11 protein-coding genes, 1 tRNA gene and 1 riboswitch are annotated in these 14100 nt (G+C 72.0%); of the genes, 5 read left to right on the forward strand and 7 right to left on the reverse strand.

Annotation, left to right across the window (positions count from 1 at the left end):
- Positions 1-95: 95 nt before the first annotated feature.
- Both AB5L52_RS23280 and AB5L52_RS23285 read left to right on the forward strand, forming a co-directional pair.
- Entirely contained in the window at positions 96-728 is a 633-nt protein-coding gene (locus AB5L52_RS23280; protein ID WP_369365959.1) for an NADPH-dependent FMN reductase, read from the forward strand.
- A gap of 25 nt (positions 729-753) precedes the next feature.
- Positions 754-2724, forward strand: a complete 1971-nt coding sequence (locus AB5L52_RS23285) for an MFS transporter (RefSeq protein WP_369365961.1) — start codon at positions 754-756, stop codon at positions 2722-2724.
- Between the two features lie 448 nt (positions 2725-3172).
- On the opposite strand, the gene ribA is transcribed toward AB5L52_RS23285, so the two are convergent.
- Together ribA and AB5L52_RS23295 are read right to left on the reverse strand one after the other, a co-directional pair.
- On the reverse strand, positions 3173-3814 hold the full coding sequence (gene ribA, locus AB5L52_RS23290; protein WP_351016451.1) for a GTP cyclohydrolase II: 642 nt from the start codon (positions 3812-3814) through the stop codon (positions 3173-3175).
- A 180-nt stretch (positions 3815-3994) separates the two neighbouring features.
- Positions 3995-4513: a MarR family transcriptional regulator gene (locus AB5L52_RS23295; protein WP_351016448.1), complete on the reverse strand. Its 519-nt coding sequence runs from the start codon at positions 4511-4513 to the stop codon at positions 3995-3997.
- Between the two features lie 70 nt (positions 4514-4583).
- Between AB5L52_RS23295 and AB5L52_RS23300 the strand changes: the two genes are divergently transcribed.
- The gene (locus AB5L52_RS23300; protein ID WP_369365963.1) at positions 4584-5717 is read left to right on the forward strand and encodes a dihydrofolate reductase family protein; all 1134 of its coding nucleotides are present in this window, start codon (positions 4584-4586) and stop codon (positions 5715-5717) included.
- Positions 5718-5795: 78 nt separating this feature from the next.
- Here AB5L52_RS23300 and AB5L52_RS23305 read toward each other — a convergent pair.
- Positions 5796-5869: transfer RNA gene (locus tag AB5L52_RS23305), tRNA-Met, on the reverse strand.
- 333 nt (positions 5870-6202) lie between these two features.
- A riboswitch (cyclic di-AMP (ydaO/yuaA leader) is annotated at positions 6203-6371 on the forward strand.
- 7 nt (positions 6372-6378) lie between these two features.
- Here AB5L52_RS23305 and AB5L52_RS23310 point away from each other — a divergent pair.
- A complete protein-coding gene (locus AB5L52_RS23310; RefSeq protein WP_369365965.1) occupies positions 6379-7389 on the forward strand; it encodes a M23 family metallopeptidase in 1011 nt (336 codons plus the stop codon).
- 70 nt (positions 7390-7459) lie between these two features.
- Positions 7460-8404, forward strand: coding sequence for an aldo/keto reductase (locus AB5L52_RS23315; RefSeq protein ID WP_369365968.1), 945 nt, complete (start codon positions 7460-7462; stop codon positions 8402-8404).
- A gap of 71 nt (positions 8405-8475) precedes the next feature.
- Here AB5L52_RS23315 and AB5L52_RS23320 read toward each other — a convergent pair whose 3' ends face one another.
- The 4 genes from AB5L52_RS23320 to AB5L52_RS23335 form a co-directional block, all read right to left on the reverse strand.
- Positions 8476-9789: a PrsW family intramembrane metalloprotease gene (locus AB5L52_RS23320; RefSeq protein WP_351016438.1), complete on the reverse strand. Its 1314-nt coding sequence runs from the start codon at positions 9787-9789 to the stop codon at positions 8476-8478.
- A 45-nt stretch (positions 9790-9834) separates the two neighbouring features.
- A complete protein-coding gene (gene trmB, locus AB5L52_RS23325) occupies positions 9835-10689 on the reverse strand; it encodes a tRNA (guanosine(46)-N7)-methyltransferase TrmB (protein ID WP_351016435.1) in 855 nt (284 codons plus the stop codon).
- A gap of 54 nt (positions 10690-10743) precedes the next feature.
- Entirely contained in the window at positions 10744-11961 is a 1218-nt protein-coding gene (lhgO, locus tag AB5L52_RS23330) for an L-2-hydroxyglutarate oxidase (RefSeq protein ID WP_351016433.1), read from the reverse strand.
- 62 nt (positions 11962-12023) lie between these two features.
- The gene (locus AB5L52_RS23335; protein WP_351016430.1) at positions 12024-13448 is read right to left on the reverse strand and encodes an MFS transporter; all 1425 of its coding nucleotides are present in this window, start codon (positions 13446-13448) and stop codon (positions 12024-12026) included.
- Positions 13449-14100 lie beyond the last annotated feature (652 nt).

Below are 14100 nucleotides of genomic sequence, written 5' to 3' on the forward strand. Positions count from 1 at the left end.
GGAGAAGGGGGACACCTGTGTCTGTCACCAGCAACGAAGCCGTATGCGTCGATGAGGCCGTAACCGTCGATGAGGCGGTATCCGCCGTTGAAGCTGTGCCGGTTGATGAAGCCGTACCGGTTGATGAAGGCCTGTCCGCCGGCGAGACACCGCTGCGCGTAGCGGTCCTCGTGGGCAGCGTCCGGGAGGGCCGGCAGGGCCGGGCCGTCGCCGACTGGTTCCTCGCCGCCGCCGGTGACGCCGGCCTCGACCTCGACGTCATCGACCTCGCCGAGGTCGACCTGTCGCTGGTGCTGCCCGGCTGGGGCGGCACGCCGAGCCCCGCCGTCGCCGCCCTGCTGCGGGACGTCTCGCCGCGGCTCGCCGCCGCCGACGCGTTCGTCGTCGTCACGCCCGAGTACAACCACAGTTTCCCGGCGTCCCTGAAGAACTTCATCGACTGGCACCACGCCCAGTGGCATGCCAAGCCGGTCGGCTTCGTGTCGTACGGCGGCCTCGGCGGCGGGCTGCGCGCGGTCGAACAGCTCCGGCTGGTCTTCGCCGAACTGCACGCCATGACTGTGCGCGACTCGGTCAGCCTGCACGGCCCCTGGTCCGGCCTCGGGGAGGACGGCACACCCCGGGACGCGACCGTGTGCACCGGCGCCGTGAAGGGCATGCTCGGTCAACTCACCTGGTGGGGGCGGGCGTTGCGAGCCGCGCGGGCCGAACGCCCGTACGCCGGCTGAGGGCGGGGGAGGAGAGGTGGGGGAGATGCGTACGACCACGCCCGCCACGGCACCGGCCCTGCCGGGTCCGAACCCGGCGAACCCGGGGGCCCCGGGAGCCCTGCTGGGCCTGGGAAGCCCGGCCACGGCCCTGAACCGCACCCTGGCCGTCACCGTCATCGGCTCGGTGATGGCGGTGCTCGACATGACGATCGTCAACGTCGCGATGCGCCGACTCTCGCAGTCCTTCGGCGCCTCGCTGCAGACCATCCAGTGGACCGCCACCGCGTACACACTCGCGCTGGCCGCCGTCATCCCGACCGCCGCCTGGGCCATGGCCCGGCTCGGCGCCAAGCGCACCTATCTGACCGCGCTCATCCTCTTCACCCTCGGCTCGCTCCTCGCCGCGTGCGCCTGGGACGCGGGCAGCCTCATCGCCTTCCGGGCGGTGCAGGGGCTCGGCGGCGGGCTGCTGCAACCGGTCGGCATGACGATGGTGATGGGCGCCGCCGACCGCAGCCGGCTAGGCCGTGCGATGGCCGTGGGCGGGCTGCCCATCCTCGTCGGGCCGGTCGCCGGCCCGGTGCTCGGCGGCTGGCTGGTCGACGCCGCCTCCTGGCACTGGATCTTCCTGGTCAACGTACCCGTCGGCGCCCTCGCCCTGGCACTCGGACTACGACTGCTGCCGCCCGACGCGCAGACGCCCGGGACCGGCCCAGCGTCCGCGACCGATCCGGTGTCTGGGATCGGCCCGGCGTCTGGGACTGGCCCGACGATCGCGACCGGCCCGGCGTCTGGGACTGGCCGGACGATCGCGACCGGCCCGGCGCTCGGGACTGGCCCGACGACTGCGACCGGCCCGGCGTCCGGGATCGGCTCGGCGTCCGGGATCGGCTCGGCGTCCGGGATCGGCTCGGCGTCCGCGACCGATCCGGCGAGCGGGACTGGCCCGGCGTCTGGGATCGGCCTGACGTCTGGGACTGGCCCGACGATCGCGACCGATCCGGCGTCCGGTACTGATCCGGCGTCCGGGACCGGACTGACGTCTGGGACTGGCACTACGTCCGCGACCGATCTGGTGTCCGCGACAGGCCTGACGTCCGGGATCGGCCCGGCGTCCGGGACTGGCCCGACGACCGCGACCGGCCCCACAACCGCATCCGATCCGGTGACCGGAACCGATCCGGCGCCCGGAACCGACCCCACGACCGCGACCGGGCGTACCGCTGCCCGGCTGGACCTGCCCGGCCTGTTGATGCTCTCGCCCGGCCTCGCCCTGCTCCTGTACGGCCTGGCCCGGGGCGGCGAGCGCGGCGACTTGCTCGCACCCGGCGCCCTCGTGCCGGCCCTTGCCGGCGCGGCCCTCGCGGCGGGCTTCGTACGCCGGGCCCTCACCGCGTCCGCACCCCTGCTGGACCTGCGGCTGCTGCGCGATCGCACCTTCGCCGCCGGTATCGGCACGCTCGCGCTGTTCACCTGCGGCTACTTCGGCGCGATGCTGCTCGGCCCGCTGTACTGGCAGCAGGAGCGCGGCCTGAGCGCCACGGCGGCAGGGCTGCTGGGCGTGCCGACGGGTCTTGTCGTCGGTACGACCATGCAGTTCGCGGCGCGGCGGATCGACAAGGTGGCGCCGCGCCGGCTGATCCCGGCCGGCATCGCGGTGGCCGCCTTCGGGATGGCGCTGCTGGCCTGGCAGACCGGGGTGCCCGGGGTCGCGCCCTGGCGGATCGTCGCCTCGGCGATGGTGCTGGGCCTCGGCGTCGGCGTGGTGCTGCTGCCGACGATGACCACCGCGAGCCGGGAGCTGCCCGGGGACCGGCTGGCGGCGGCGAGCACCGCGCTGAGCATCAACTCCCAGCTGGGCGCGTCCGTCGGAACGGCCGTCCTGTCGGTGGTGCTGGGTCAGGCGGGCATGTCCCCGGCCGGCTTCCGCACCACGTACGCCGTGGCGGCGACCCTGCTGGCCCTGGCGGCACTGCCCGCCATGCGGCTGCCGGGCCGGCGGCAGCCCGCCTGACCGCGGTCCCGGGCGACGGTCGTCCCACCTGCCCGTCGTCCCACCTGGCGGTCCTCCCCGGCCGGCGGTCTTCCCACCTGGCGGTCGTCCCACCTGGCGGTCGTCCCACCTGGCGGTCGTCCCACCTGGCGGTCGTCCCACTGGGGTCGTCCCGGCCAGCGGTCGTCTCACCTGCAGGTCGTCCCACTTGCCGGTTGCCCCACCTGCCGGTCGTCCCGGCCGGCGACAGCCCGCCTGACCGCGGTCCCGGCCGGCGGTCGTCCCACCTGCCCGTCGTCCCCCCAGGCCGGCGTCCCCCAGGCCGGCGTCCCCCCAGGCCGTCGTCCCCCCTGCCGGTCGCCCGGCCGGCCGTCGCCCCCCAGGCCGTCGTCCCACCTACCGGTCGTCCCGCCCGCCCGTCATCCCCGCCCGCCCGTCATCCCCGCCCGCCCGTCGTCCCCGCTGGCCGTCAGCCCGCGTTCCGTTCCGTCAGTTCGGCCAGCGGCAGGGTGTGGCGGGTCTGCAGGACCTTCGCGCGCAGGTAGCGGACGTTGTGGGCCGTGGTGAAGACGCCGGTCGGCACCCGGTCCCGTACGACGACGCCCAGTTCGCGCAACTGCTCCGCCTTGTCGGGGTTGTTGGACAGCAGGTCCAGTTCCTCGATGCCGAGCGCGGTGAGCATCTGCCCGGCGGCCGTGTAGTCGCGGGCGTCCTCCGGCAGGCCGAGCGCGGCGTTCGCCTCGTAGGTGTCGAGGCCCTGGTCCTGCAGGGCGTAGGCGTCGAGCTTGTTGTAGAGGCCGATGCCGCGGCCCTCCTGGCGGAGATAGAGCAGGACGCCGCCGCGGTCGGCGATGCGCTCGACCGCCTCGCGCAGCTGGGGACCGCAGTCGCAGCGGGCCGAGCCGAAGACGTCACCGGTCAGGCACTCGGAGTGCAGTCGCACCAGCGGGACGGAGCCCGGGGCCGGGTCGCCGAGGACGACGGCGACGTGCTCCTGACCGTCGGCCAGGCCGTGGAAGGTGACGAGTTCGGCGTCCACGCTGTAGCCGTCGTGGAAGCGCAGCGGTACCCGGACGCGGGCGCGCGGCGTGGCGGCGGGGGTGTCGGGCATGCGGGTCCCTCCGAGAGCGGCAGCTGCTTCAGATTTGAAGCAGCGGGTTCGGAGGGAACCCTATCCATGTTTCAAACTTAAAGCAATTGTTTTCCGGGTGTCGGGTGTGACTTACGGGTGCCAGTGGGTGCGGGTGGGTGCCCGGTGGGTGCGACTGGGTCCCGATGGGCGCCGTGGGACTCAGGAACCGGAGCAGGACGACCGGCGCCGCCACGGGACGTCGTCCGTCCCGGCGTCGCCGCCCTCGTCGCCCTGCAGGCCGCGCGCGACCCCCGTGAAGATCTCCTCCAGCTGCCCCACCTGCTCCGGCGTGAGCCGGTCGAACAGGGTGGCGCGCACGGTCGCGACGTGTCCGGGCGCCGTATGCTCCAGCACGGCCATCCCCTCGTCCGTCAGCACGGCGATGCTGCTGCGCTTGTCCCAGCGGCAGTTCTCCCGGCGCACCAGCCCGTCCCGTTCGAGACGGGTCACCGCATAGGTCAGCCGGCTGCGCGTGATCTTCAGTGTCTCGGCGAGGTCGGTCATGCGCAGCCGCCGGTCGGGCGCGTCGGACAGATTGGCCAGCACGGAGTAGAACAGGTGCGGCATGCCGGCGTCCTGCTGGAGCTGTCGGTCGATCGCGTCCTCCAGGAGGTGCGTCGCGGCGAGATACGCGCGCCAGGCGCGCTGCTCCTCGGGGGTGAGCCAGCGGGTCGTCATGCCGCCAGTGTAGGTTTGTTTCAAACTTGAACCAAGGCCGACTTCGCCACTTCCCAGGGAGAGCACGCCGATGCCGTACCCGTACGTGCTGCTGTCCGCCGCCGTCTCCCTCGACGGCTACCTGGACGACACCGGCCCCGAGCGGCTGCTGCTGTCCAGTCCGGCCGACTTCGACCGGGTCGACGCGGTACGGGCCTCGGTCGACGCCATCCTCATCGGCGCCGGCACCATCCGCGCCGACAACCCGCGGCTGCTGGTCAACTCCGCCGAGCGCCGCGCGGCCCGCCTCCGGGAGGGCCGGTCGGAGTATCCGCTGAAGGTGACCGTCACCGCCACCGGTGCCCTCGACCCCGACGCAAAGTTCTGGCACACCGGCGGCGACAAGCTCGTCTACACGACCGACCAGGGTGCCGAGCAAGCCACCCGCCGCCTCGGCGGCACCGCCGACGTCGTCCCGCTCGGCCCCGAGCTCGACTGGCGCGCCGTGCTGTCCCACCTGCACGACGTGCGCGGCGTACGGCGGCTGATGGTCGAGGGCGGCGGCACGGTCCACACCCAGCTGCTGCGGCAGGGCCTCGCCGACGAGCTGCAGCTGGTCCTCGCCCCGCTGTTCGTCGGCGACCCGGCCGCGCCCCGCCTGTTCGGCCCGGGCGGCTACCAGTCCGGCCGGCTGCGGCTGACCGAGACCCGCCGGATCGAGGACGTGGTCCTCATGCGCTACGAGCCCACGGCCCCCGGCACCGGGCCGCTCCCCACCGCCGCCGACCGCCACTGGCTGCGCACCGCCTGCGAACTCGCCGCGCTGTGCCCGCCCTCGCCCACGGCGTTCAGCGTGGGTGCGGTGGTGGTCGCCGCCGACGGTACGGAGCTGGCCCGTGGCCACTCGCGCGAGGGGGCCGACCCCGTGGTCCACGCCGAGGAGGCGGCGCTGGCCAAGCTCGACCCGGCGGACCCGCGGCTGGCCACCGCCACCGTCTACAGCAGCCTGGAGCCGTGCGCCCGGCGCGCCTCCCGCCCCGCGCCGTGCTCCGAGCTGATCCTCCGGGCGGGGGTACGGCGGGTGGTCACGGCGTGGCAGGAGCCGGACACGTTCGTGGACGCGGCCGACGGGACCGGGGTGCTGGTGAAGGGGGGCGCCGAGGTGGTCGTACTGCCGGAGTGCGAGGAGCAGGCCAAGGCGCCGAACAGGCATCTGGTGGAGTGACGCGCCCGGAGGATGCTCAGGGCCGGTGAAAACACCCAGGGCCCGGAAACCATTGGTTTCCGGGCCCTGGGCCTTCAGTAGCGGGGACAGGATTTGAACCTGCGACCTCTGGGTTATGAGCCCAGCGAGCTACCGAGCTGCTCCACCCCGCGTCGTTGTGACTCCAGTGTACGCCATGCGCAGGACAGCTTGCACACCGGTTAACCGCGGCATGTCCTCCTCGCCCCGGCCGCCCCGCGGTCGGGCCCTGATCGTCTTCACCCACGGTGACCGGACGACCGCCCTCCGCATAACATCTGAGACACCATCAAAAACCCGGATACTCCTGAACGGCGACCAACTCGCCCGATTTGCAGCGGTCGTGACCGGTAAGTCCCCACTGGAAAGCGTTAATGATCAAGCCGAACGGCTTGGAAAGTGACTCTGAGGTCTATTAACGTTCGATAACGCAGCGCGGTCGTCCCAGCCGTCACAAGAGGCGGCTCCGTGCGCACGCGCCGAATCCCGTAAGGGAACCGGGGAACCACCACCTTGGGGTGAATCACGCGCATACTGACGTGAACTCGTCGAGTCCACGCCCGGTATACGCGCGTAGGAGACCTTCCTGCTCCGAACCCGTCAGCTAACCCGGTAGGCGGAGGAAGGAAAGGAGCACGCCCGAGTGGCGTCCAACCGGCCCGCCCCAGAAGCCCCGTTCGAGCCCGCGCAAGCCGAGCCGGATACCTTCGGCTACGGCGCCTACCGTGCGGAGGAGGGCCCCTGGGAGGAGTGGAACCCCACCGAGGAATCCCTCAACCCCGTCCGCGGCCGGCACCGCGTCGCCAAGCAGCGCGGCGGATTCGCGCGCAGCTCCACCGTCCTCGGCGTCGGTGTGATGGCCGCCGTCGGCGCGGGCGGCATGGCCAGCGCCAACACCGGCAAGCCGCCGGTCTCCATATCCCTGCCCGACTCGGTGACCCACTTCTTCGGCGAGGACTCCGCCCACCAGCACCAGGCCACCGCCACCGGGCTCAGCAAGGTCGGCGTGACCACCGACAGCGGTGACAGCGGCGATGCCGGCGAGGCCCTGCGCAACCGGATCATGGCCCAGGCCGAGCATCAGCAGAGCAAGGCCGACAGCAAGGCCACCGCCGCCGCCGAGAAGCAGACCGCCGACGCGGCGGCCAAGGCGGAGAAGGAGGCCGCGGCCAAGGCTGCCGCCGCCAAGCAGAAGGCGGAGGCCGACGCCGAGCAGGCGGCCGAGGCCAAGCGGCTGGCGGAGCTGGCCAAGCAGTACCAGCTGCCCGTCGTCTCGTACACGATCACCGGCACCTTCGGTCAGCCCGGCGCGATGTGGTCCTCCGGCTACCACACCGGTCTCGACTTCGCCGCCCCCACCGGCACCCTCATCAAGGCCGTCCACAGCGGCACGATCACCGAGGCCGGCTGGGCCGGCGCCTACGGCTACCGCACCATCCTGACCCTGGACGACGGCACCGAGCTGTGGTTCTGCCACCAGTCCTCGATCAACGTCTCGGTCGGCCAGAAGGTCTCCACCGGCGATGTCATCGGCCGCATCGGCGCCACCGGCAACGTCACCGGCCCGCACCTCCACCTGGAGGTCCACCCGAACGGCCAGGCGTCCGCCATCGACCCGGCGCCGTGGCTGCGCGACAAGGGCCTCAACCCCTGACCATGGCATGCGTGTGAACGCGACGCCGGCGGCGGAATGAGATCATCCACCGTCGGCGTTGATGTGGAACATGACGTCTTTGCGCACACTCGGCTCTTCCGACCTCGAGGTCTTCCCGCTCTGCCTCGGCGGCAACGTCTTCGGCTGGACCGCCGACGAGGAGACCTCCTTCGCCGTCCTCGACGCCTACGCGGCGGCGGGCGGCAACTTCGTCGACACCGCCGACTCCTACACCGCCTGGATCGAGGGCAACAAGGGCGGCGAGTCGGAGACGATCATCGGCAAGTGGGTCAAGGCGCGCGGCAACCGGGACCGCGTCGTCATCGCCACCAAGGTCAGCCAGCACCCCGAGTACCAGGGCCTGTCCGCCGCCAACATCAAGGCCGCCGCCGACGCCTCCCTGCGCCGTCTGGACACCGACTACATCGACCTCTACTACACCCACTTCGACCAGCCCGAGGTGCCGGTCGAGGAGATCATCGGCGCCCTCGACGAGCTGGTGAAGGCCGGCAAGGTCCGGCACATCGCCGCCTCCAACATCAGCCCCGAGCGCCTCAAGGCCTCCCTCGACTTCTCCGACCGCGAGGGCCTGGCCCGCTATGTCGCCCTCCAGCCGCACTACAACCTGGTCTCCCGCGACACCTACGAGGGCCCGCTGCAGGACCTGGCCGCCAAGGAGGGCCTGTCCGCGGTGCCCTACTTCTCGCTCGCCGCGGGCTTCCTGACCGGCAAGTACCGCCCCGGCGCGACGGTCGACAGCGCCCGCGCGAACCGGGCCCAGCAGTACGCGGACTCCGAGCGCGGCCACAAGGTCCTCGCGGCCCTGGACGAGATCGCCGCCGCGCACGACGCCCCCGTCGCCACGGTCGCCCTCGCCTGGCTGGCCGCCCAGCCGACCATCACCGCCCCGATCGCCTCGGCCCGCACCGTCGACCAGCTCCCGGCTCTGCTGGCGGCGGCGGACCTGAAGCTGACGGACGAGGAGGCGGCGAGCCTGACGGAGGCGTCGGCGTAAGGCACCCGTAGGTCACCTTTCCGCCGCGACGGCGTGTTCCGGCGGTGCCGGACTATCGGCGACCCGGAGGGCTACGACCGGTACGGGTTGTACACGGAGTAGGGCGCCGCCGGATATCCGTACCCCGGCCACGCCGTCGCCACTGGTGCCGCGTGCACCGGCCAGGCCGGCGCGGCCGCCCGGGCCGCATACTCCAATGCGGTCCGGGCCGTGTCCCGCCGCTTCCACAGCTCGTCCAGCAGCTCCCGCTCCCGTACGACGAAGTCGGCCCCGGCCTTCCCCTGGCGCCCCCGGCGCCGCAGAAACGCGAGCGACGTGGCGTACGCCTCGTACTGCGCCACCGCCCGCGCCGCCGTCCGGCCGTGGTGGTGCCGGGCGTAGTCGCGGGCCGTCCGCCGCGCCGCCATCGACCCGAGCGCGAACGGCTCGGCCGGCCCCAGCCACCCGGCCAGCACATACGCCGGCAGCTCCTCCCGCACGGTCCGCAGCTCCCGCTGCCGCGTCCAGATCGCGAGCCAGGTCAGCAGCCCGAACACGGGCACCATGAACGCGCCGTAGACGGCGAAGAACCCGAACTCGCCGAAGGTGGAGGAACCGTTCCAGAAGGCGTGCATGCTCATCGCGAGCAGCAGACCGCACAGCGGCAGCAGCACCCGCCGGACGCGCTGGCGCTCGGCGGAGAGCGCGGAGATGCCGAAGCCGAGGCCGGTGAGGGTGGTGAACAGGGGGTGCGCGAACGGGGACATCACGATGCGCACGAAGAAGGTGGCGGCGGTGACGGAGGCGATGCCGCCGTCGCCGGTGAGCTGGTCGGTCCCGAAGGCCGTACCCAGGTAGAGGATGTTCTCGGTGAACGCGAACCCGGTGGCGGTGATCCCCGCTATCACCACCCCGTCCACGATCCCGGTGAAGTCGCGTCGGCGGAAGAGGAAGACGAGCAGGACGGCCGCGGCCTTGGCGGACTCCTCCACGATGGGCGCTATCACGGTGGCGCCGAGGGTGTTCGCACTGGCCGGATCGGCGGTGGCGGTGGCTATCCACTTGGTCGCGAAACTGTTGGCGACGATCGCTATCAGCGCGGCCGCGCACGCGCCCCAGGCGAAGGCGAAGATCAGATTCCGCCAGGGGCCCGGCGCCACCCGGTCCAGCCAGCGGAAGGCGGCTATGAGCCAGGGCACGGGCAGCATGGCCAGCCCGATCCCGACGAGAAACCCCTCGGTACCGGTCTGCCGGCGCACCAGCGCGAGGATGACCAGACCGGACAGCGCCAGCAGCGTGATCAGCGCCCCGTACCGCACCCACCTGCGCTGCCACCAGTGCGGATGGCGGAGCACCAGGCCCTCGGGGCCCGGGGGATACGTCGGAAACGGAGGACTGGTGGCCACGGCATCGACCCTAACGGTGACGGGACGAGGGGCTGGAGCGGTTTATCAGCCCTGGTGCGGTTCGCGTGATCGGTCCTGGTGCGGTACGCGACGGAACAGCAGATCGTTCACCACATGTCCCTTGTCCAGTCCCTGACCCTCGAAACGGGTCAGCGGCCGGAACTCGGGGCGCGGCGCGAAACCGCCGTCCGCCTGTGTGTTCTCGAAGTCGGGGTGCGCGGTGAGCACCTCCAGCATCTGCTCGGCGTACGGCTCCCAGTCGGTCGCGCAGTGCACGAGCGCACCGGGCTTCAGCCGGGTCGCGGCCAGCGTCAGGAACTCGGGCTGGATGAGCCGCCGCTTGTGATGCCGCTTCTTGGGCCAGGGGTCCGGGAAGTACACCCGCAGCCCGTCGAGCGCGTCGGGGGTGAGCATCTCCCGGAGCAGGATGATCGCGTCGCCGTTGCCGACCCGGACGTTCGCCAGCCCCTTCCGGTCGGCGAGGTTCAGCAGATTCCCCTGACCCGGTGTGTGCACGTCGACGGCGAGGATGTTGGTGTCCGGGGCCCCGGCGGCCATCTGCGCGGTGGCCTCGCCCATCCCGAAGCCGATCTCCAGCACGACGGGCTTGTCGTTCCCGAACAGCTCACCGAGATCGATGACCTGCTGCCCGTCGATGTCGAGCCCCCACTGGGGCCACAGCCGCTGCAACGCATCGGCCTGCCCCGCGGTCACCCGGCTCCGCCGCGGCTGAAAACTCCGGATCCGCCGCTCGAAGTGCGACCCGGCGGGATCCGCCTTGGGCCCGTCCGGAAACCGCGGCTCCCCCTTGGCCCGGGTATGCCGAACGGAGACACCTGGGGCGTGGGGGGCCGACGCGGGGGCTTCGGGAGCTTCGGTGGCGTTGAGGAAGTCAGACACAGTGCTTCCGATTTTACGGCGCTCTACGAGGGTGCCCTTCCGGCCGTACGACGCCTACAGCGAGCCGAGCATGTCCAGCACCCGACGCCCGATCTCCCTGCCGATCGGCAGCGAAGCTGTAGCCGCCGGAGACGGTGCGTTGAGCACGTGCACCGCCCGGCTCCCCTCCCGGATCAGGAAGTCGTCCACCAGGGTCCCGTCCCGCAACACCGCCTGCGCCCGCACCCCGGCCGGGGCCCGCACCAGGTCGTCGCCCTCGACCCCGGGCAACAGCCTCCGCACGGCCTCCAGAAACGCCCCCTTCGACAGCGAGCGGTGCAGCTCCCCGGCGCCGTATCTCCAGTGCCGCCGGGCGATCGCCCACGACCCCGGCCAGGCCACGGTCCCGGCCAGCTCCCGGGGGCGTACGACCCCCCAGCCGTACCCCTCCCGGGCCAGCGCCGGCACCGCGTTGGGTCCGATGTGCACACCCCCGTCGATGCCCCGGGTCAGATGCACCCCGAGGAACGGGAACGCCGGATCCGGCACCGGATACACCAGCCCCCGCACGAGCTCGGGCCTCGCCAGCTCGTAGTACTCACCGCGGAACGGCACGATCCGGACCCCGGGCTCGTCCCCGGTCAGCCGCGCCAGCTCGTCGCAGTACAGCCCGGCGCAGTTCACCAGCACGCGGGCGCGGACGATCTCGCCGCCGGCGGTGAGCACGGCCACGCCCCGCTCCGGCCGCCGGTCCACCCGGACGACCCGCGCGCCGTACCGGATCTCCGCCCCCGAGGCCTGCGCCAGCTGGCGCGCGACGCCCACGAAGTCGCACACGCCGGTCGTGCCGACATGTATGGCCGCCAGTCCCCGGACCTCCGGCTCGTACTCCCCGATCTGGGCGGGGCCCAGCTCCCGCACCGGAATGCCGTTCTCCCGCCCGCGCTGCACGAGGGCGTGCAGCCGGGGCAGCTCCTCCCGCTCCGTGGCGACGATCAGCTTGCCGGTGACGGCGTGCGCGATGCCGTACTCGGCGCAGAACTTCACCATCTCGGCGGCGCCCCGCACGGCATACCGCGCCTTGAGCGAGCCCGGCTTGTAATAGATCCCGCTGTGGATGACCCCGCTGTTGCGGCCCGTCTGGTGCCGGGCCGGGCCCGGTTCCTTCTCCAGCACGGTCACCCGTGTGCCCGGTGCGGCCCGGGTGATCGCATACGCCGTGGACAGCCCGACGATCCCCCCACCGATCACGAGCACATCACAGTCGTACGCCTCGACCGGCACCTGCACCACCTCCCACCTCGATAGTGCACTGCGCCACTGACAATGCCTTCAAACGCAGGCGGTGACGGTTCTCATGCCGGGGCCATCAGCAGGGGCCTGGCCCGCTCCCGCAGCTCCACCACCCGCGGCTCGTCGCCGTACGGCTCCAGCCGGTGCAGCAGATCCTTCACATACTCGGTCGTCCGGGCCGAGGAGATCCGCCCGGCCACCTCCACGGCCCGCACCCCCTGCTCGCACGCGGCGTCCAGATTCCCGGACTCCAGCTCGGCGACGGCCGACACCACCAGCCGCAGTCCGTGCGAGCGCACGAACTCCTCGGTCGGCTTCGACAGCGCCTGCTCGGTGAAGCGCCGCACCTGCCGGGGCGCCTTCAGATCCCGGTAGCACTCGGCCGCATCGGCGGCAAACCGGTCATAGCCATAAAAACCAAGCCAAGAAGGATCGTTGTCGCCCTCCCGGGATCGCTCGAGCCACCCCTCCGCCGCCTTCAGTGCCGCACCCGCCGCCTGCGCATCGCCCGCACGCGCGTGTGCCCGCGCTTCCACCAGCCGGAAGAAACTCATCGTGCGGGCCGTCGCCAGCCCCCGGTTCCGCTCCAGCGCGGCCTGCGCCAGGTCGACCCCTTCGTCGCCGAAGCCGCGATACGTCGCCTGGAGCGACATGGAGGCGAGCACATAGCCCCCGAGCGGCACGTCCGCCGCCGCGCGCGCGAGCCGCAGCGCCTGGATGTAGTACCGCTGCGCGGCCTCCTGCTGGCCGGTGTCGAAGGCCATCCACCCGGCGAGCCGGGTGAGTTCGGCGGAGGCCCCGAAGAGCGCACGGCCCACTTCGTCGGAGTAGGAGGCGAGCAGCAGCGGCGCCGCCTCCACCCGCAGGCACTCCGGCACCATCGACGAACGCCAGTCCCCGCCGCCGTACTTGGAGTCCCAGCGCCGGGCGTCCTCGGCGGCCTCCCGCAGCTTCTGTACATCACTGTGGCCGACTTTGATCGGTGCGCCGGAGCCCTCGGCGGAGCCCGCCTCCCGCGCGACCGAGCTGTCGGCGGGGGTTATCAGCCAGCGTGAGGCAGGCGTTGCGTATGCGCTCACTGCGAACGATCCGGCGAGCGACTGCCAGATGCCGCCGGAGCCGGCCCGGCGCCCGGCGAGGTCGAGACGGTACAGCTCCGTCGCCGACTTCACCGCCTGCCCTACGTCTCTGGGGAAGGCGAGGCCCACTTCGGGGGCGGGATCCGCGTCCGCCAGGCCGATCTCGTGGAGCGGCACCGGGCGGCCGAGCTTCTGTCCGATGGCGGCCGCGATGAGGTGCGGCGCCGCGCCCTGCGGCACCATCCCCTTCGACACCCAGCGCGCCACGGAGGTTTTGTCGTAGCGAAGAGTCAACCCGCGTTGTGCGCCAAGGTCGTTGACGCGTCGTGCGAGTCCTGCGTTGCTGATTCCCGCGAGGGCGAGAACGGCGCCGAGCTTTTCGTTCGGCCCGCGTTGCTCCCTGGACATGCGCCACCCCTCGACACAGACGGCTGCCGCGCTGGCATAACCACGCGGCATTCGTAAACCCAGCGTAGTTCGCCGCATCCCAAGCGTTAAGGGGCATTGTTCCGGATGGCGGGATTGTGGTCCGTACGGAAGTCCGGTCCTGTACGCACCGTGCACGGCTTGTCGCCGCGTGCCCCCGCCCGTGTGGCCGTGCGCCCGTCCGTGCGCTCTTCTCCGGCCACCGGGGGAGCGGTTCCATGGCTCTTGCGTGGGTCGGCCCGCTGTACTGGATCCAGTGGGCTGGGGGACACCGCCACCTTCATCCCCGCGGGTGGCGGACCGGTCCGGGAGGCGATGCCCGCCTCCCGGACTGTGCGCGTGTCCGCGTCGCCGCGCTCTCCGCAGGCCTGTACGGAGCGTGCTCAAATCCCGGGCGCCCCTGTATGTTTGGCTGAAAATCGATCCTGTGCGTCAGGGTTGAATCCCGCTCCCACCACGGAACTCAAGGGCGCGAAGGGCGTTTTGAGGGAGCGCACAGGGGGCGCATTCGCGTCGTACTCATCGTGAACGGCCGACGGCCGGCATGCGTCGCGTCCGCCGACTTCCCTTGGTGTCCCCCGGCGTTGGCCGCGGCCTTCCCTCGATCGAAGCCGGTGCCGCCGTCCCTCCACAC

Source organism: Streptomyces sp. CG4 (assembly GCF_041080655.1).
GTDB lineage: Bacteria > Actinomycetota > Actinomycetes > Streptomycetales > Streptomycetaceae > Streptomyces.